At 32.1% G+C, this 18,937-nt stretch carries 17 protein-coding genes, 1 tRNA gene and 1 pseudogene; 12 read left to right on the top strand and 7 right to left on the bottom strand.

Features of this window, described 5'->3' with window-relative positions:
- Positions 1 to 65: 65 nt before the first annotated feature.
- The 5 genes from CD041_RS10895 (at position 66) to CD041_RS10875 (ending at position 5,245) form a co-directional block, all read left to right on the top strand.
- Positions 66 to 138, top strand: a tRNA-Asp gene (locus CD041_RS10895).
- 453 nt (positions 139 to 591) lie between these two features.
- A complete protein-coding gene (gene yycF, locus CD041_RS10890; RefSeq protein ID WP_002479194.1) occupies positions 592 to 1,293 on the top strand; it encodes a response regulator YycF in 702 nt (233 codons plus the stop codon).
- Positions 1,294 to 1,305: 12 nt separating this feature from the next.
- The gene (gene walK, locus CD041_RS10885; RefSeq protein WP_002461016.1) at positions 1,306 to 3,129 is read left to right on the top strand and encodes a cell wall metabolism sensor histidine kinase WalK; all 1,824 of its coding nucleotides are present in this window, start codon (positions 1,306 to 1,308) and stop codon (positions 3,127 to 3,129) included.
- On the top strand, positions 3,122 to 4,453 hold the full coding sequence (yycH, locus tag CD041_RS10880; RefSeq protein WP_070648039.1) for a two-component system activity regulator YycH: 1,332 nt from the start codon (positions 3,122 to 3,124) through the stop codon (positions 4,451 to 4,453). The genes walK and yycH overlap by 8 nt, the downstream gene beginning before the upstream one ends.
- Positions 4,454 to 5,245: a two-component system regulatory protein YycI gene (locus CD041_RS10875; RefSeq protein WP_002461012.1), complete on the top strand. Its 792-nt coding sequence runs from the start codon at positions 4,454 to 4,456 to the stop codon at positions 5,243 to 5,245. It begins immediately after the preceding gene.
- A gap of 170 nt (positions 5,246 to 5,415) precedes the next feature.
- On the opposite strand, the gene icaC is transcribed toward CD041_RS10875, so the two are convergent.
- The 5 genes and pseudogenes from icaC to CD041_RS10850 form a co-directional block, all read right to left on the bottom strand.
- Positions 5,416 to 6,489: a polysaccharide intercellular adhesin biosynthesis/export protein IcaC gene (icaC, locus tag CD041_RS10870; RefSeq protein ID WP_070648040.1), complete on the bottom strand. Its 1,074-nt coding sequence runs from the start codon at positions 6,487 to 6,489 to the stop codon at positions 5,416 to 5,418.
- Positions 6,479 to 7,342, bottom strand: a complete 864-nt coding sequence (gene icaB / locus CD041_RS10865; protein ID WP_070648041.1) for an intercellular adhesin biosynthesis polysaccharide N-deacetylase — start codon at positions 7,340 to 7,342, stop codon at positions 6,479 to 6,481. Before icaB ends, icaC begins: the two co-directional genes overlap by 11 nt.
- Entirely contained in the window at positions 7,326 to 7,652 is a 327-nt protein-coding gene (icaD, locus tag CD041_RS10860) for an intracellular adhesion protein IcaD (RefSeq protein ID WP_002461006.1), read from the bottom strand. The genes icaB and icaD overlap by 17 nt, the downstream gene beginning before the upstream one ends.
- Positions 7,622 to 8,844, bottom strand: a pseudogene (icaA, locus tag CD041_RS10855) (poly-beta-1,6 N-acetyl-D-glucosamine synthase IcaA). The gene icaD and the pseudogene icaA overlap by 31 nt, the downstream one beginning before the upstream one ends.
- 250 nt (positions 8,845 to 9,094) lie before the next feature.
- Entirely contained in the window at positions 9,095 to 10,129 is a 1,035-nt protein-coding gene (locus CD041_RS10850) for a family 20 glycosylhydrolase (RefSeq protein ID WP_070648042.1), read from the bottom strand.
- A gap of 593 nt (positions 10,130 to 10,722) precedes the next feature.
- Between CD041_RS10850 and CD041_RS10845 the strand changes: the two genes are divergently transcribed.
- Complete coding sequence (locus CD041_RS10845; protein WP_037540904.1) at positions 10,723 to 11,523, top strand: MBL fold metallo-hydrolase; 801 nt, start codon at positions 10,723 to 10,725, stop codon at positions 11,521 to 11,523.
- A 404-nt stretch (positions 11,524 to 11,927) separates the two neighbouring features.
- Positions 11,928 to 12,407 (top strand): 23S rRNA (pseudouridine(1915)-N(3))-methyltransferase RlmH, encoded by a 480-nt coding sequence (rlmH, locus tag CD041_RS10840; protein ID WP_070481705.1) that lies wholly within the window; start codon positions 11,928 to 11,930, stop codon positions 12,405 to 12,407.
- Between the two features lie 189 nt (positions 12,408 to 12,596).
- Here rlmH and CD041_RS10835 read toward each other — a convergent pair whose 3' ends face one another.
- Positions 12,597 to 13,013, bottom strand: a complete 417-nt coding sequence (locus tag CD041_RS10835) for a carboxymuconolactone decarboxylase family protein (protein WP_002492050.1) — start codon at positions 13,011 to 13,013, stop codon at positions 12,597 to 12,599.
- 102 nt (positions 13,014 to 13,115) lie between these two features.
- Between CD041_RS10835 and CD041_RS10830 the strand changes: the two genes are divergently transcribed.
- The 3 genes from CD041_RS10830 to sph all read left to right on the top strand — a co-directional run bounded on the left by CD041_RS10830 (position 13,116) and on the right by sph (position 16,248).
- Positions 13,116 to 13,529: an Lrp/AsnC family transcriptional regulator gene (locus CD041_RS10830; RefSeq protein WP_002479187.1), complete on the top strand. Its 414-nt coding sequence runs from the start codon at positions 13,116 to 13,118 to the stop codon at positions 13,527 to 13,529.
- 784 nt (positions 13,530 to 14,313) lie between these two features.
- Complete coding sequence (gene isaB, locus CD041_RS10815; protein ID WP_070648044.1) at positions 14,314 to 14,799, top strand: immunodominant staphylococcal antigen IsaB family protein; 486 nt, start codon at positions 14,314 to 14,316, stop codon at positions 14,797 to 14,799.
- Positions 14,800 to 15,267: 468 nt separating this feature from the next.
- Positions 15,268 to 16,248 (top strand): sphingomyelin phosphodiesterase, encoded by a 981-nt coding sequence (gene sph / locus CD041_RS10810; RefSeq protein WP_176744561.1) that lies wholly within the window; start codon positions 15,268 to 15,270, stop codon positions 16,246 to 16,248.
- A gap of 107 nt (positions 16,249 to 16,355) precedes the next feature.
- On the opposite strand, the gene CD041_RS10805 is transcribed toward sph, so the two are convergent.
- Positions 16,356 to 16,910 carry a TetR/AcrR family transcriptional regulator gene (locus CD041_RS10805; protein WP_037544125.1) on the bottom strand — a complete coding sequence of 185 codons (555 nt, stop codon included), beginning with the start codon at positions 16,908 to 16,910 and terminating at the stop codon, positions 16,356 to 16,358.
- 176 nt (positions 16,911 to 17,086) lie between these two features.
- Here CD041_RS10805 and CD041_RS10800 point away from each other — a divergent pair, with 176 nt between their 5' ends.
- Positions 17,087 to 18,001 (top strand): alpha/beta hydrolase, encoded by a 915-nt coding sequence (locus tag CD041_RS10800; RefSeq protein WP_070815456.1) that lies wholly within the window; start codon positions 17,087 to 17,089, stop codon positions 17,999 to 18,001.
- 21 nt (positions 18,002 to 18,022) lie between these two features.
- Complete coding sequence (locus tag CD041_RS10795) at positions 18,023 to 18,661, top strand: SDR family oxidoreductase (RefSeq protein WP_070648047.1); 639 nt, start codon at positions 18,023 to 18,025, stop codon at positions 18,659 to 18,661.
- The last annotated feature ends 276 nt before the right edge of the window (positions 18,662 to 18,937 follow it).

Raw genomic sequence — 18,937 nt, 5'->3', positions numbered from 1 at the left:
TTAAGACACCGCCCTTTCACGGCGGTAACACGGGTTCGAGTCCCGTAGGAGTCACCATTGATTTAGGTCTCGTAGTGTAGCGGTTAACACGCCTGCCTGTCACGCAGGAGATCGCGGGTTCGATTCCCGTCGAGACCGTATTGCTTACCCAATAGGGTAGGCATTTTTTTATGCTTTTATATAAAAGTAGTTGTGTCACGCATGGTTAATACTACAATAGCATGTTGCAATAAAAACTTAATATTTTAAATGATATGGATAAGAAATCCCGCAATGAATACCCATTGTTATAACATCATTTTGTAATATTTAATTGGATTTTTAAAAATCGGCTAAATTCAAAAGATAGAATAGACTAACTTATTTGTAAATTAGGCATAGAGTGGTAAACTTATAAAAAATATTATTCTATAATTTTACTTATGAAAATAGAATTCGCAGTATATTAATGGTAAATTATATAGTAGATACTTGTGTAGATAGGAACGATTGTTGGATATTTCTACACAGAAGATTTATTTTATATAAGTAAAGAACTTTTTAATAGAACAGATGTGAAGAACTACAATTTTAGAAATGAGGTTTTTAGATATGGCAAGAAAAGTTGTTGTAGTTGATGATGAAAAACCAATTGCTGATATTTTAGAATTTAATCTAAAAAAAGAAGGATACGATGTTTATTGTGCCTATGATGGTAACGATGCCGTTGATTTAATTTATGAGGAAGAACCAGACATTGTGTTATTAGATATCATGTTACCTGGTCGAGACGGCATGGAAGTCTGCCGTGAAGTACGTAAAAAATTCGAAATGCCAATTATCATGCTAACGGCAAAAGACTCTGAAATTGATAAAGTATTAGGCCTTGAATTAGGTGCTGACGATTACGTCACAAAACCTTTCAGTACACGTGAATTAATTGCTCGAGTTAAAGCTAATTTACGTCGTCATTATTCACAACCTGCCCAAGAAGTGAATAATGCATCAAACGAAATCACAATTAAAGATATTGTGATTTATCCAGACGCATATTCTATTAAAAAACGCGGTGAAGATATTGAATTAACACATCGTGAATTTGAGTTGTTCCATTACTTATCTAAGCATATGGGTCAAGTGATGACACGTGAGCACTTGCTTCAAACTGTTTGGGGCTATGACTATTTTGGAGATGTACGTACGGTTGACGTAACAATTCGTCGTTTACGCGAAAAAATCGAAGACGATCCATCACATCCAGAATATATCGTAACTAGAAGAGGCGTTGGATATTTCCTCCAACAACATGATTAGAGGAGTCTTTGCATGAAGTGGCTGAAACAATTACAATCCCTTCACACTAAATTGGTTGTTGTATATGTTCTTTTGATTATTATTGGAATGCAAATTATCGGTTTGTATTTTACAAATAGTTTAGAAAAGGAACTGACAGATAATTTTAGAAAGAATATTAAACAATATGCAACCCAATTAGAAGTCAATATTGAGCGTAGTTATAAAGACGATTCTGTAAATATGCAGAAAGAAGTTCAAAATTTACTTAATGAGTATGCCAACCGTCAAGAAATTGAAGAAATTCGCTTTATTGATAAAGATCAAATTATTATGGCAACGGCACGTTTGTCATCACATAATATGATTAATCAAAAGGTCAATGATAGTTCCGTTCAAAAGGCCATTTCACTTGGACAGTCTAATAGTCATAATGTGCTAAAAGACTATGGCAATGGTAAGGAACGAATCTGGGTATATAATCTTCCCGTGAAAAATGGTAAAGATACCGTGGGCGATATTTATATCGAAGCAAATATCAATGATGTGTACAATCAATTAAACAATATTAACCAAATATTTATTATAGGTACGGCGATTTCACTCTTTATTACGGTGATACTCGGTTTCTTTATTGCGCGAACCATTACTCGACCAATTACCGATATGCGTAATCAGACGGTTGAGATGTCTAAAGGTAACTATACACAACGCGTGAAGATCTATGGAAACGATGAAATCGGGGAATTAGCATTAGCGTTTAACAATTTATCTAAACGTGTACAAGAAGCCCAAGCGAATACAGAAAGTGAAAAGCGTCGTCTTGATTCCGTCATCACACATATGAGCGATGGTATTATCGCAACGGATAGACGTGGCCGTGTTCGGATTATCAACGATATGGCGCTTAAAATGCTTGGCATGGCTAAAGAAGATTTAATCGGTTATTATATGTTAAGCGTGTTAAATTTAGAACAAGAATTTTCATTAGATGAAATTCAAGAGAACAATGATAGTTTCTTATTGGATATAAATGAAGAAGAAGGCATTATTGCCCGGGTTAACTTTAGTACAATTGTGCAAGAAACAGGCTTTGTGACTGGTTATATTGCGGTGTTACATGACGTTACAGAGCAACAACAAGTCGAACGTGAGCGCCGAGAGTTTGTTGCCAATGTTTCACATGAATTACGGACACCATTAACATCAATGAATAGCTATATTGAAGCGTTAGAAAGTGGCGCATGGAAAGATGGCGCACTCGCACCACAATTCTTATCGGTTACACGTGAAGAAACCGAAAGAATGATTCGTTTAGTTAATGACTTACTGCAATTATCTAAAATGGACAACGAGTCCGATCAAATTAATAAAGAAATTGTCGACTTCAATATGTTTATCAATAAAATTATTAATCGCCATGAAATGTCGGCCAAAGATACAACCTTTGTGCGAGAAATTCCTAATGAAACCATCTTTGCGGAAATTGATCCAGACAAGATGACACAGGTATTCGATAACGTAATTACAAATGCTATGAAATATTCTCGCGGTGATAAACGTGTTGAGTTTCACGTGAAACAAAATGCTTTATATAATCGTATGACCATTCGTATTAAAGATAATGGTATTGGTATTCCAATTAATAAAGTTGAAAAAATCTTTGACCGCTTTTACCGTGTCGATAAAGCACGTACGCGTAAAATGGGTGGTACTGGACTAGGTTTAGCTATCTCTAAAGAAATTGTTGAGGCACATCATGGTCGCATTTGGGCAAATAGTGTCGAAGGGCAAGGTACATCAATCTTTATTACACTTCCATGTGAAGTGATTGATGATGGTGATTGGGATGAGTAATAGAGAGAATATCAAATCAATTATTTTAATTCTACTAGTACTTATGAGTGTGGTATTAACCTATATGATTTGGAATTTCACTCCAGATTTAACACATTTAGACAGCACGGATAGTAAAAAAGTAAGTTCAAAGAGTATTGGAAAACCAATGTCGGCGAAAGAAGAAACGGTAATCTCGCCATTTCAAATTATCCGTAAAAGGGGCGATGATGTAAAAGGTATCGAAGGTTCAAAGGCCAATATATTACAAATGGTTGAGCCATTAAAAAAACACAAAGTTAAAAAGGTAGAAAAGTTACATCACGACTATAATTTAACCATTCCCGAGTTAACTAACCATTATGCAGTGCTTGATTTTACATATGACCTTCCATTGAATGTCTATTTAGGACAGGTACTCGATATTAGCGCTAAAATTCCTAAAAACTTTAACTTCAATCGTATATTAATTGATAAAGATCCATATGACCGTCTCGTGTTGTATGCGATTAGTAAAGATCGCCATGATGCTATCAAATTAACAACGGATGCTAAAGCAGAGTCATTTATAAAATCGTTGGATCAACTTGAAAAAGGAATGACCAATTACTCAGAAATTATTACTAATAAAAATACGATTGATAAAGCAACACATGTGTTTGCACCGAAGAAACCCAAAGAAATGATGTCATATCGCATGGTATTCGATACCATTAATGTAGAGGTGATGAATGCAATTCTTTTTGATGATTCTGTCATTGTACGAAGCGGTCGAGGCGGCGCAACAACCTATAACAACAATACGGGAGTTGCCAATTACAACAACGACAGTGAAAAGTATCATTATCGTAATCTCTCAGAAGACGAATCCAGCTCTAGCGATATGGAAACAACGATACCAAGTACCTTTGACTATGTAAATAGTCATGGTGGCTTTGTCAATGACGATTATCGTCTGTTCAGCACAGATAATCATAATGGCCAACTGACATATCAAATGTTCTTAAATGGCCACCCAACCTTTAGTAAACAGCATCTAAATCAAATTCAAGTCACATGGGGAGATAAAGGTATTTATGATTACCAACGTGCCTTATTACGCTCTAGCGTTCCGTTAGAAGGTAAGAGCTGTAAATTGCCAAGCGTAGAAAGCGTTCGTTCCTCATTGGCTAATGATTCTAATGTAGATTTTGAAAAAGTAACCAATATCACAGTAGGTTACAAAGAAAATGACAAGCCAGAACAAAATGATATTGAAATACAGCGCAATAGTGAATTTATGCCTAAATGGTATATTGAATATGATGGCGAGTGGTATGCCTATGAGAATGGGAGGCTTGAATAAATGAACTGGAAACTAACAAAGACACTGTTTATTTTCGTATTTATTCTAGTGAACATTTCGCTTATCGTCATCTATATTAATAAAGTTACACAATCTCAAATTAATGATTCCGAAAATGAGAATCAAGTCAATTTTCAACAAGAAGAGATTAAAATTTCTAAAGACATTTTAGATAAAGATGTTAAAGGAATTAAAATGCAGATGATTACAGCAAGTTCTAAAGACTTCACAAGTTATGCTAAAGCACATTCTTCACTAAAAGCCGAAAAATCAGGCAAAATGTTAAAAGGTGACATAGATTCAACCGTAAATGTGAGCGATAGTAACTTTAGTGATTTGAAAAAGTACTTAATGGAACATATTTATAATGGAAAACTCTATCAGTTAGGTGGGGTAAATAATAATAGCGTTACGTATGAACAAACGTATCAAGATTATCCTATTATGAATAATAGTAAAGCCGAATTAAAGTTCTCAATCGATGGTGGCAAAGCAAAAGCATATGAACAAACCATTATGGATAAAATCGAACCTGCAAAAAGTGATAACAATGATAAAAAGCAAATCATAACACCACGTAAAGCAGTTGAAACACTATACTTTAATCGCTATTTAAAAGAAAATGACGAAGTTATTGATGCACGTCTTGGTTATTATTCTGTCGTGAGAGAAACAAATGTGCAGTTGCTACAACCTAACTGGGAAATCAAAGTCAAACATAAAAATAAAGATACCGTGAAGACATATTATGTAGAAGCCACTTCAGATAACCCTAAAGTCATCGATCATTAAACACGCATAGCAGGTTGGGGTGGCCTGAAGCTGTCCCCTAAGAAAGCGAGTCAACAATACGATAAACAAAGAAGCCAGTAAATGCATTTACAAAAACGCATTTACTGGCTAAATTTTTTAAAGGATTTACATCCCAGACAGTAGCAACATGTAATTGATGAAACGAGAAATTAGTATGTTCCTTTAAAATCAATATCCAACTTATAAGGTTGCTTACCAATAATAAAGCGGCAAATATAGAATTCACGTAAAATAATACCAATGCCAATACAAATACCTAGCGTTCCAACAACAGAAAAGATGATAAAAATAATACTTGTATTAATAAAAATAGACGTATACTCATATACATATTCTAATACAATCGGATGTAAGAGATAGATAAAGAAAGAGAATGAGTTAATTAAATTAATAACACCAAACATAAAGTATTTATAATGAATACATAAGCTCAATAATAGTAAAAACATACTCATATGATATAACATTAACGATTCACTATAGCTGGTAACATTCCAGTAATCGTGCTTTCCAAATAAAAAGACAAACATTAAATACGAACCAACAGCTAAGGTTAATATAATAAAAGGAAAATCATGTAAAAATGCGATAATTTTATGATAGTTATAACCAATATAGCCATCTAAGAAGAAGAAAAATATCCATCCTAAAATAAAGGTATTATCACTTAAAGGATAAATTTTATGTACAAATGTCTCAAATTGGTGGTTATGATGTAAATAGTATAGAAAGAAATACTGTACAAAAAATGAGCCAATTAATAATAATTTACTGTTAAAAATTTTAGGTGTTATTTTGTAGATAAGATAGCTTAAGATAAAATATTGAATAATAATTAGAATAAAATAGCCATACCAATAACCTAATACAACATTTTGCCAAAACTGATGCCAGAATGGATCACCTAATTTACGCGATTCACTGTAACAATAGAAACAACCGACACATAAATAAGGCAAAATAATGTATTTAAAACGTGACGTTAAATAGGTGATGCGTAATGAAGCATAATTTAATGTTGTTAACAGTTGTGACAAGATAATAAAGCAAGGCGTGCCAAAGATAAAAATATTTTGAGCATAATAGATGACTTTTAATTGTCTAAGATCATCGCCATCAATACCTCGCATATATTGTGTTAATGTATGTGTGATAATAATGATAATACACAACATTGCTCTTAAATAAATAAGTTCTTTCCTTTTTTTATTTTTAACGGCCATCAGCAAAACCATCCCATTTTTTAATTAATTTATTAAACGCATCTTCATTCATTAAGACACGAGGAATACGATAGTTGTTTTCACTAGGTTTAACAGCTTTATCTTCGAGTGTATAGCCATAGCGAATACCTTCTTTTTTAAGTACTTTTATATTTTGATTGCTTACTTCACCATAAGGATAAGCAATAGAATCATTATTTTTATGAAACTGTTTATGAATGAAAAGATTACTTTTGACAATATCATCTTTTAACTTGGCATCAGGTGTACTTGTCATGATGGCTTTTCTGTCTTTAGTCAGTGAATGTAAATTATCCGTATGTGAACTAAAGGTCCAATATTTAGAATGATTTAATATTTTTAAAGTACTTAAATCACTAAGATTTAAATTATGAAAATTTTCATTGCCAATTTGACCAGTAATTATAAATCCTGTAACAGGTATTTTATATTTTTCAATAATTGGATTTGCATTATCATAGACGGATTGTTCCATGTCATCAAAGCTAATCCAGACACTTTTAGGTGGGAATTTACCTTTTTCTTTATAATGTTGAAATTCTTTTTCTGTTAAAAAATGTGCCCCATGAGCTTTAAGCCATTTAATTTCAGCCTCAAACGCTTCTTTACTAATACTATAATTTTTAATTTCTTTACTGTTAGATAAGGTAAAAAGGGTGTTTTTAAACCAATTATCATCTCGGATACGATGATAATTGAGTGCTAATGCACTATTACCTTTGACGTTAAGCGTTTTTTCTTTGCTTTTTGCACTAGAAATGGTATGTGTTTGAAAGATACATAAGATTGTTAACAACGTTAAAATGCTACATAATTTAAAAAACTTTGCCATGATTAATACCTTCTTTTTTATATATTATTTTTCTGCTAATTAAACAAAGTGAGAAGATAATAATGTCAATGATGATAAATTTAAGTAAGGTAAAAAAGATGTCACTCATCGTAACTGCTTCAACGTTTAATAACGTTCTTATGATTAATACGATGTCAATATTAAACGTGAAGAGTGAACCAATAACTAAAATGCAAGCAATCATAAAGTAGAGCCAAAATATTAAACTAATAATAAATGTAATTATTTCACGTAATGCATGGCAAAAAGCATGGATTACTAATTTTTTCCTCTGTCTGGACTTGTCCATGTCGCAAACGCTCCTTTTTTACGTTTTAATGCTTTTGGAAAGGCAGAAATAGCGACCAAAGCATTTAACAGCCAATATATTGTTGAATACCAACTTAAGTAAAATATGGTTAAAAGATTAATTTTTTCATAGCGACTATCAACGAATAGCGCAATAACAAATTGTACAGTATTGATAAAAGTCAAAAGCAGCGCTGACAGGATTAATAAAGAAAATTGATAATTTAAGAAATAATAATCTAAAAAATTAGCGTTAATTATATCGATAATTAAAAGAATCACAACGCAATGAACCCAAAGCAATGAAAAGATTTGTTCAAATATCAGCATATACGTTGCTGGATTAAGTGTTTTGATACCTTGTTTGAAGTCCCGAATCAGAACTTCTTGCCCACCTTGTGCCCATCGAAGACGTTGTTTCCATAAGCCAGGTATCGTCTCAGGAACAAGCATTCGACATAATGCGCGGGGTTCATATTTAATGTGTAAGTTGGCAAGATGAAATTTCCAAGAAATCGCAATGTCTTCTGTAATCATATCGATATCCCACTTACCTACTTGTTCAATCGCACGCTTTCTGAATAGTGTGAAAACTCCCGATATAGTATTGACCTTGCCAGTTAAAGATTGGGCACGTTTAATACTGCCAACCATGCTAGCATACTCAATTGTTTGAATTTTACCTAGAATAGACTTCTTATTTCTAATACGAGGATTGCCAGTTACCGCAGCCAATTTCGGATTATCGATAAAATGTTCTAACATGAAATAAGGTGCGTCATCATCAATTAAGGTATCTGCATCAATGCCCATCACTAGATCATATTGTGCATAGTTCAAACCTTGATTTAAGGCGTTTGCTTTCCCTTGGTTTTTTCTAAATCAACAAAAGTGAAATCTAATGTTTTTTGCAGCTTGTAAATAACTTCAGCAGAATTGTCAGAGCTCCCATCATTAATCACAATAATTTGTTTATTTGGAAACTCTAACGATAACAAATTCGAAATCGTGTCTTCAATCGTCTCTTCCTCGTTAAAACAAGGAATTAAAAAGGAAATACCTTGATCACCGATGTCTTTATTTGGCTTCCTTTTAAGCCAAATTTCTGAAAAGAGCATATAAATAACCGTTCCTACTATCCAAAACATTGACATGAAAAGTGGATAGAGAATTAACAAATTTAAATATTTCATTTTCGCCCTCCATCAAAAATGTATTGTGCATTGATGATGATAAGGTAAAAATTTAGGTATTGCAACACTTTTTTAATTTATAAAAAAGACATATAAAAATAATTTTTTTGTAAAAAATCTACAAATGAACTCACTAAATTCAAATAAAAATTTTATCTGTAAGAAAAATCAATATGTGTTTCTTTTCTTCTAGCAAAAACAATTATCGTGAAGAAAATCTTTTTTGCTGAAAAAAATTAACCTTAAGGAGTTAGGAATTAAAATAAATGCGAATAAACTTATATACATACTCGATTAAATTGATCTGTTTTAAATCTGAAGCAAATTCTCCCCAAAATGTGAGATATTCACCATTAATATAACTATTGAAATGCGGGTCTTTACGCATATTAGCTGTATTAAAATCTGTTAAACGTGTGTCGGCAATATCAGCTTTCTGCTTAGCTAACGAATGTGTGCTTTGCTGTGCTCTAGGAAAGACGTAGTAAACAGAACGATTAAAATTTTCGACCATAAAGTGGTTAGTGAAAAAGTCAGTTGGCGATGGTGACTGTTTGGATGGTTGATGCCAATACATAATAATAATGCTGTGATTTAAATTTTTGAGTCCTTCATGTGTCAAAGAATCATTCCACATCTTAGGCGTATAATGCTTTGCTTGGACAGTGTCTGCAAGCTGATTCATGTATGAAACAAAATCACGTTGATGTGCGCCTCCACCAGGCACCTCATCTCCACCGATAACCATTTTTAAATTGTCTTTATATGGCGTTTGATAGAAAATATCAGCAACTTCATTGATTAACTGACGAGATACATCAAGCGCTGCCTGATTTTGTTGAAAATCAAGCATTGTATTATCATAGCTAGAAACAACCTGTCGATATTGGGAGGGATGATGTTTATGGAGTAACGTCAGCATGGCTTTTGAATGTGCAGGGAAGTCTAATTCAGGAATAAGCTGGACATGGTGTTTATTGGCATATTGAACAAGCTCACGCAATTCTGCTTTTGTGAGGTAATAGTGATTTGAATGGGTAGACGTTTGACCTAAGACATTTGAGTAAATACTATAATTGTCATTGTCAGCAAGGTGTAATTGTAGATAACGCCCATTGACACGGCTAAGCTCGCCGATGATTTTCTTAATGCTATCTTTAGTATAATGCGTCCGTGCAATATCAATAGAAATACCCTTTTCAATATCAGATTGCTTACTATGCTTAGGAAAGAAAGTGAATACAATAAGTAATAAAATAACAATAATGGCACTAAGCTTTTTCATAATTGCCCCTCTTTTATTTTTAATATGGTGCATAAGTAATTAGTAATAGTGCAATAACAATTGTTTAAGATAATAAAATAAAAGTTTACATTTTTCAATATATAGTAATTTTCCATCTATATCTCACAAGGCTTATTTATAGTTTTATGAAGTACAAGACAAACGGCATAATCAAATAAGGGAAGACTTACAGTATAGAGAAGGAACTGTGAAGGTAGTATAAAATATAGCACAATAAGGAAAACAAAATATATACGATTCAACTATTGATAGAAGAATTGCGCATGAACGATAAAAAGGTGATAACATATGAAATATTTTCTAGATGCATAAGCGTACATACAGAAACTTAAAATAAAAATATGCGCGCTATTTTAAATCTGTGTATTGGCACATTGTTCTTATAATTGGTATAGTAATATATAAAGATATTTTAGAGGACGGAATACGATGATGTGCTTGTGATACAGCGTGATAACATATCATTGATAATAACGGTCACTGATGTATAACGTGTGGATGGTTGATTTACATAGGAGGACCTCTAAGGGGAGTGTAAATAATAACACACAGCATGACAGATAGTAGGAAGGATGAGTGACGTGATACGTATGAGCGTCTTAGCTAGCGGCAGTACTGGTAATGCTACTTATGTAGAAAGTGAAAAAGGCAGCTTGTTAGTTGATGTCGGTTTAACAGGTAAGAAAATGGAAAATCTGTTTAGCCAAATCGACAGAAATATAAGCGATTTAAACGGTATACTCGTGACACATGAGCATAGTGATCATATTAAAGGATTAGGAGTCTTAGCACGTAAGTATCATTTGCCAATTTATGCGAATGAAAAGACATGGAAAATGATTGAAAAGAAAGATAACAAAATACCGATGGAACAAAAATTTATATTCAATCCATATGAAACGAAGTCAATCGCAGGCTTTGATATTGAATCATTTAACGTTTCACATGATGCGATTGATCCACAATTTTACATTTTTCATAATAATTATAAGAAATTTACAATGATTACGGATACAGGATATATTTCAGACCGCATGAAAGGCATGATACATGGTAGTGACGTCTTTATGTTTGAAAGTAACCACGATGTAGATATGTTGCGCATGTGTCGATATCCATGGAAGACAAAGCAACGTATCCTCAGTGATATGGGGCATGTGTCTAACGAAGATGCAGGACACGCAATGACAGATGTAATCACAGGAAACACAAAGCGCATTTATTTATCGCACTTATCTCAAGATAATAATATGAAAGATTTAGCACGTATGAGTGTCGGTCAAGTATTGAATGAACATGACATTGATACACAAAAAGAAGTGTTATTATGTGATACGGATAAAGCACAAGCAACACCTATTTATACACTATAGTTTCAAATGCTATTTTAATGAGCAGGATAATAAAGTCTTAACATGACAGACTTAATCCTGTTCATTTTATTTGTTATTAATTAAGTAGAAGGGCAGTCTAAGAAATGAATAATTGAAACGCTGTCAGTTAACACATAATATATGTGTATAACTATGTAAGACGGTAAGCAAGTTATCCCCAAATTCACGCAAAGTTATCCAGTGTTGTGAACAATACACACAAAAATATACACATTATTCACAGAGTTATCCACATAATCACAAGTTATTAACGCTTTTTTCCAAATAAATCACAAAAATAAGGCTTATTTTTATTCATTATTGGTATAATAAGAGGGTATAGTGTTGATAAGTGAATAACTTGTGGATAACTAGAATAAGTTACTTCATCACGGAGGTTTAATATGAAAATCACAATACTTGCAGTAGGAAAATTAAAAGAAAAATATTGGAAGCAGGCTATTGCAGAATACGAAAAACGCTTGAGTGCCTATAGTAAAATAGAACTGATAGAAGTACCAGACGAAAAAGCACCAGAAAATATGAGCAACAAAGAAATAGAACAAGTAAAAGCCAAAGAAGGCCAACGCCTCCTGGCTAAAATTAAGCCTCAAGCAACAGTCATTACATTAGAAATTGCAGGGAAAATGTTGTCATCAGAAGGCTTAGCACAAGAATTACAACAACGTATGACCCAAGGCCAAAGCGACTTCACCTTTGTTATTGGCGGATCAAACGGATTACATAAAGACGTCTTAACACGTAGCAACTACGCACTCTCATTCAGCAAAATGACCTTCCCACACCAAATGATGCGCGTGATTTTAATAGAACAAGTTTACCGTGCGTTTAAAATTATGCGAGGTGAAGCATATCATAAATGATGCGGTTTTTTAGCTAGTTTCTAGTAAGAGTTTATTGGGAATTATTACTAATTCACCAGTAGTTATGGCTTTCCATATCTCCTTTAGCAACGGTTTTTGAAAACTAAAAATATATTTAATATTTTAACATCAAGTCATAACTTTCTTCATTTGATGTGAGATGATGCTAAAATACAAAGATTTAATAAATCAGTTAGTTTCACTTGATAATTTCAAAATTGCTCCTAAATGTTGTTGTGCTGTAGTAAATAAAGTAAATGTAATTAATTCAATAATTTCTTTATTTGTCATTACATTCTTCAGTAATTGAATTGTAGATTCAGGTACGTTTTCTTTTGTTTTTAAATAAACTTCAACAAAACCAGTACACAGTAATGATTTTTCATCTTGATATTCATTACTAGGACTACCTTTTGCTTTACAATATAGACATCCATTTTCTTGAGCAAGTATTCTTCTTAGTTCTTCTTTAAGTTCTTTACTTAGAGCACCATCATCACTTAAAAGATTAGCTAAATCATTCCAAGATTTTAGTATATTTTCATTGTGTCCTAATAACTGTTGAAAAGGTGTCTTACCAATATTACTATAATTTATTAACGCCATTTTATCATCTCCTTTAATTAATAATACACATGTTATAATAAATAATGAATACCAATTCAAAGGTAGATGTTGTTAAATTATTTAATAAATGAGGTAAAATAAGTGAATGACTTAATAAATGAAAAAATACTAAATATATTAGAAAAGAATAGTAGAATGACTATTAATGAAATAAGTAAACAGGTGAATTTATCTGCACCTGCTGTAAGAGAAAGAATAAATAAGATGGTAGATTTAGGCATAATAAAAAGTTACACAATTAATATTGATTATGAGAAGTTAGGATATGACGTTGAAATTTTGATTGAGATAACTATCAAGAATAATAGATACGTAGATTTTAAAAAATTTATATCGGAACAAGATAATGTGGATTTTTGTTATCGAGTATCTGGTGACGCTTGCTTTGTGTTCAAAGTTCGATTGGAAAACATGAGTTCAGTAGAATCATTCATAGATCTACTACAGCCATATGGACACACGAAAAGCCAGTTTATTTTTTCAAAAGTCATATAGCTGAAGAGAGTATGTGTAAATGTAATTAATAATTGTAATAAAGTAAATGCTTAATAGATACGTTTTTTTAGCACCTTTGTAAAGGGGTTTGGACGTATTAGAAAATATGAAGCTTATGAGAATTGCTATTGTGTTTTTGTGAAGAGTATCATAAGTGATTTAGATTGTAAAACTAATAATTAATCATTATTTATAACTGTAGTTTAAATGATATTTTAATATTTTTGACAATACTATTGTTAGATAATACATTTGAAAAAATAATAAAAGGTAACAAATTTGGAAGTTGTTTTGGCATGAGAAATCAATCATTGAAACAGAAGATATTTGAGTTGATTGACTTAAAAAATGAAGGTAGCTACTGGGATTATAAACAATATCACTCAACGGAACATAATCATAAATTGTTATATGTCATTATATGTTTATATTAATAATTATAAAGTAAAAGAGGATATAAATTGAAAGGGAATGGTTATAAGTTAGGTATAAAAGTTAAAAAAGGACATCTGCTTTTTATGTAGGTAATTTAACAGATGAAGAAAGTTATTATTATGAGGTAATTTTAGTAAATAATATAAAACTAATATCCATCAACTACTGCTATTACATCTTTATCAAATTTTTGATATCTAAAATAACTTATATAGCGCTCTTTTTTAATTATATTACGCATTTTACATTGTAATTGGCAAAAGATAAATTTTTGTTTGTAATATTCTTGAAATATTGTTACATTAATGTAACAATAAAACTGTAACACAATTAATGAGGAGGGTTTTTTATGAAAAAAGTTTCTAAATTTATTTTAGCTAGTAGTCTTGTTTTGGGCTTTTCCGTAACGCCCGAATTATTTAATGTAACTCAAGCACATGCGCAAGAATCTGTTAAACCTTATTATAATTATAGTGGTTATACAGCATATCAAAGTCGGTTTATACTGGATAAGAATTTTAAAAAATCTTTAAAATTCGACACTTTCAAGATGAATGGTTATAAGATTACTAAAAATTCATCAGTTAAAAATCATAAAAATTTATATGATCAAACATATTATTGGGTTTCTAATCATAAAGCTAATGGTGTTTTTTTCTCACTAGATGGCAAATCTGTTAGTAAAAAAGAATTAATTAAACATTACGGGGAACCAAAATATTATTCTTCATCAGCATGGGGAAAAGAATGTACTTATAAAATTGGAAACAAAGATGTAAGATTTTATGTTGATAAAAAGGGATATGTAATTAAATGTCAAATAATTAGTGAGTAGAATTTATGTTAAAGCATGGGATTAAGTAAATGGATGTTACTTAGTCTCATGTTTTATTATTTAGAGCGTTTTTAAAATTAGCTTTTTTGTCTTGATGCTCAGTTTACAGCTTTTTTCTTATTAGTAGTATTAATCTTTATGATATTTTAAAAACTTATGCTTTCAATTTCTTTCTGAGTGATTCAAGTATTAAAGCATCGGTAAATCAATCGTTTTCAGCTTTATAATAAATGACAAGATGATGTTAACAGCATCTAAATACTTATCACAAATACTACCAGCCCCGTGACTAGACCAAATTTGAATATAATTAGATAACGCTGTAATACTTTCAATAGAATTAAACAGAATATTTAGGTTTTAATTTTTTATTAAAATTTTATTTAGTTATAGTAATTTTTAAAAATAACTTTATTTCATTTGTTATAATCATTGCATCAAATGAAATGAGGTGTATAAATGATGTATTTGGATTGGCAACGTAAATGTATCATAACTACGGTGGTCGTATTGAGCAGTTTATTATTAGTATTTTCATCAATTACATATGCTAGCGAACGCAATACTGAAGACAGCCTTAAAATTACAACACATAATGTTTATTTCTTGCCTACAGCAATATATCCTAATTGGGGGCAATCTCAGCGCGCTGATTTAATTTCAAAAGCGGATTATATCCAAGGTCAAGACGTTGTAATTTTAAATGAATTATTTGATCACAAGGCATCAAATCGACTTTTAACAAATTTAAAATCACAATATCCTTATCAAACACCAATTGTTGGTCAAGGTACAGAAGGTTGGCAAAAGACATCTGGATCTTATAGAAAATTGAAAAAAGTGAGCGGTGGCGTTGGTATCGTGAGTAAATGGCCAATCGTACAACAAGAACAACATATTTACAAAAATGGTTGTGGCGCTGACAGTGTAGGCAATAAAGGCTTTGCATACATTAAAATTAATAAAAACGGTAAATACCAACATATTATTGGAACGCACCTTCAAGCAGAAGACCCAGTATGTATGAAAGGGAAAGATCAAACGATTAGACAGAGTCAAATGGAAGAAATCAAACAATTTATCAAAGATAAAAATATTCCAAAAGATGAACCCGTATATATTGGCGGTGATTTAAATGTCATTAAAGGTTCAGCGGAATATCAGAAAATGTCTGATAACTTGAATGTTTCAATGCCTAAACAATACGAGGGCAACGCGTATAGTTGGGATACACAAACTAACGGCATTGCGAATTATAATTATCCTAAATTAGAGCCGCAACATTTAGATTATATTTTACTAGATCGAGACCATGCACAACCAAGTTCATGGCATAATCATACACACAAAGTGAAGTCACCAGAATGGTCTGTAAAATCTTGGGGTAAGACTTACCGATACAATGACTATTCAGAGCATTATCCAGTTTCTGCATATGCAGCGAATTAACATTTTTATATTTGCATTAAATTGTTAAATTTTAATATTTAAAATGGGAGCTATACGGAGATCAAAGTTCAAAATTGATTTCTCATATAGCTCCCTATTTTTTACTTTTAGGCTAAATCATATAAAGATAACAATCGTGATACGTGTAAAGGTATTTTTTCTTGTTCTTGTGTGTTATCACTGCTATTAAGATAGCTATCTAGTAAGCCGATCATACCGTTACTGATAAAGTTAATATATAAATGATAATCTAGCCCTTTATCAGTAGCGACTGTTGTCGGTACTTTTTTCTTAAATTCTTCTTCAATAAAATGAAGAAGTTTTTTCTTATAACTTGAAGCGTTACTAATATTGAAAAGTTTCATGAAAAAAGACCTATTGTTTTCGAAAAACTCAAACCATAATTGTGTACCTTCTTGTAGACCGAGCCGTTTTTTAGCTTCACAAATTTCTTTGAGCTCCGTAAGCTTTTCTGATACGACTTGGTCTAGTAAATCATATTTATCAATATAATGGAGATAAAATGTTTTTCTCCCAACTTGAGCATGTTCTGTAATTTCTTTAATTGAAATCGTGTCAAAATCTTTTTCGAAAAAAAGTGTAATAAAGGCTTTGTTTATGCTTGCTCTTGTTTTAACGACACGTAAATCCTTGATATTCATTGTGAATCACCCCTACTTAAGACCCATTATTAGCAATTTGTGTAGTAACACACAGATGTGGCTATATATTAATTGAAAGACTTAATTAATTACTCTACCATGGCATTATACACACAAGGGTAATAAAAATCTACAGAGAACTAATTTTATATATAAGAAAATGGAGGAATAAAGTTATGAAGCAATCAGTTAATTTCAAAAGTAAAACGAACTTACTAGCAGCTCATTTATATACACCTGAACAATTTGATGAAAGTAAAACGTATCCTGCAATTACAGTGTGCCATCCAGGTGGGGGTGTTAAAGAACAAACTGCGGGTATGTACGCAGAGAAACTTGCTGAATTTGGTTATGTGACTGTGGTCTATGATGCTTCTCATCAAGGTGAAAGTGAAGGTTCACCTAAATATTTAGAAGATCCATTTGCGAGAACAGAAGATGTGAGAGCTTCAGTTGATTATCTTACAACATTAGACTTTGTAGATAATGATAGAATTGGTGCCCTTGGTATTTGTGCTGGTGGGGGTTATACAGTCAGTGCAGCAAGAACTGAACGTCGTATCAAAACACTAGCAACAGTAAGTATGGTTGATATTGGTGCATTATTCCGTAAAGGGCCTGGCGATGTGATATCCATAGAAGATCAACTAAGCTTCATGACTCAAGTTGCTGATCAACGTACAGAAGAAGCAAGTGGTGCTGACTATGCATATACAGGTTATGTGCCAGAAGAAATTGATGATGCTATGCCTGAAAATTCAACAATGGTGCAAGGTCATGATTACTATTTAACTGAACGTGGTTATCATAAAAATGCACCAAACAAAATCTTATTAAGAAGCTTTTCTGAAGTATTAACATTTGCGCCGTTCACGTATATTGATGAACTGTTAACACAACCATTTTTAGCAATTGCAGGTACAGAAGCGGACACTTTTGAGTACAGTGAGGAAGCAGTTGAAAAAGCAGCTGGAAATGACAACGAATTATATAAAATAGAAGGTGCATCACACGTCGATTTATACGATATACCAGAATATGTCAATCAAGTACTACCAAAAATTGAATCATTCTATAAAGAAACACTATAAATTTAAAAGGGTGGTATAACAATGACTCGTATTTTAATTATTGGTGCTAGTGGTCAAATTTCACAAGAGGCCATTGACTTATATTTGCAGAACACAGATTTTGATTTAACGCTATTAGCAAGAAACAAATCGAAATTACCTGACTATGATTCAAATAGAGTGACAGTCATTGAAGGTGATGCGACAGATAAAAATGTTGTTTCAAATGCTTTAGAAAATGTAGATACTGTGTTTGTTAGTTCTACCGGAGATACTTTAGGAGACCAAGCTAAGACCATTATTGAATCAATGATTGATAATGGTACGAAACGTTTAATCTTTGTCACTGCGCTTAATACGCTTCATGAAGTTCCGGGAAAATTTGGTGAGTGGAATGATGAAAATATTGGCCCGTATCTTGGACCTTTTAGAGAAGCAACTGAAGCCATTGAAAATTCAGATTTAGACTACACAATATTCAGACCGGCTTGGTTAACGAATTATGATGAAATAGATTATGAAGTAACACAAAGAGATGAACCTTTCAAAGGAACAGAGGTTTCTCGCAAAAGTGTTGCAGATTTAGCAGTTAAAATTTCTCAAAATCCAAAACGTCATTTAAAAGAAAATATTGGATTAAATAAACCGAATACAGACGGTGACAAACCTAGCTGGATGTAGATGTAATTAAAATGTTTTAATGCTGTTATAATCAATAGTTATAAAGTAAGAAAAAGCGACTACTTTGCTTTCTTAAAGTAGTCGCTTTTTGCGAGCAAGCAGTGATTCTATTTAGCATGTTTATCATTTCTATCATATATCAGCATACTCATTGCAACTGCAACGGCTATCTAGATCATCATGACATGTTTGTTCTCGATAAATATAATCTTTACAAGATAAGAAATAAGGCGCATTCAACTTTGTCACAGAACCATTTTTAAGCTATTAAGTCCG

The organism is Staphylococcus lugdunensis, assembly GCF_002901705.1.
Classification (GTDB): Bacteria; Bacillota; Bacilli; order Staphylococcales; family Staphylococcaceae; genus Staphylococcus; species Staphylococcus lugdunensis.
The sequence above is the reverse complement of the archived record's forward strand: the minus strand, read 5'-3'. Positions and strand labels throughout refer to the sequence as shown.

Excerpts from the sequence above, each read along its gene's own strand:
- yycF (WP_002479194.1), top strand. The coding sequence starts at position 592 with ATGGCAAGAAAAGTTGTTGTAGTTGATGATGAAAAACCAATTGCTGAT.
- walK (WP_002461016.1), top strand. The coding sequence starts at position 1,306 with ATGAAGTGGCTGAAACAATTACAATCCCTTCACACTAAATTGGTTGTT.
- yycH (WP_070648039.1), top strand. The coding sequence starts at position 3,122 with ATGAGTAATAGAGAGAATATCAAATCAATTATTTTAATTCTACTAGTA.
- CD041_RS10875 (WP_002461012.1), top strand. The coding sequence starts at position 4,454 with ATGAACTGGAAACTAACAAAGACACTGTTTATTTTCGTATTTATTCTA.
- icaC (WP_070648040.1), bottom strand. The coding sequence starts at position 6,489 with ATGGCCGTTAAAAATAAAAAAAGGAAAGAACTTATTTATTTAAGAGCA.
- icaB (WP_070648041.1), bottom strand. The coding sequence starts at position 7,342 with ATGGCAAAGTTTTTTAAATTATGTAGCATTTTAACGTTGTTAACAATC.
- icaD (WP_002461006.1), bottom strand. The coding sequence starts at position 7,652 with ATGGACAAGTCCAGACAGAGGAAAAAATTAGTAATCCATGCTTTTTGC.
- CD041_RS10850 (WP_070648042.1), bottom strand. The coding sequence starts at position 10,129 with ATGAAAAAGCTTAGTGCCATTATTGTTATTTTATTACTTATTGTATTC.
- CD041_RS10845 (WP_037540904.1), top strand. The coding sequence starts at position 10,723 with ATGAGTGACGTGATACGTATGAGCGTCTTAGCTAGCGGCAGTACTGGT.
- rlmH (WP_070481705.1), top strand. The coding sequence starts at position 11,928 with ATGAAAATCACAATACTTGCAGTAGGAAAATTAAAAGAAAAATATTGG.
- CD041_RS10835 (WP_002492050.1), bottom strand. The coding sequence starts at position 13,013 with ATGGCGTTAATAAATTATAGTAATATTGGTAAGACACCTTTTCAACAG.
- isaB (WP_070648044.1), top strand. The coding sequence starts at position 14,314 with ATGAAAAAAGTTTCTAAATTTATTTTAGCTAGTAGTCTTGTTTTGGGC.
- CD041_RS10805 (WP_037544125.1), bottom strand. The coding sequence starts at position 16,910 with ATGAATATCAAGGATTTACGTGTCGTTAAAACAAGAGCAAGCATAAAC.
- CD041_RS10800 (WP_070815456.1), top strand. The coding sequence starts at position 17,087 with ATGAAGCAATCAGTTAATTTCAAAAGTAAAACGAACTTACTAGCAGCT.
- CD041_RS10795 (WP_070648047.1), top strand. The coding sequence starts at position 18,023 with ATGACTCGTATTTTAATTATTGGTGCTAGTGGTCAAATTTCACAAGAG.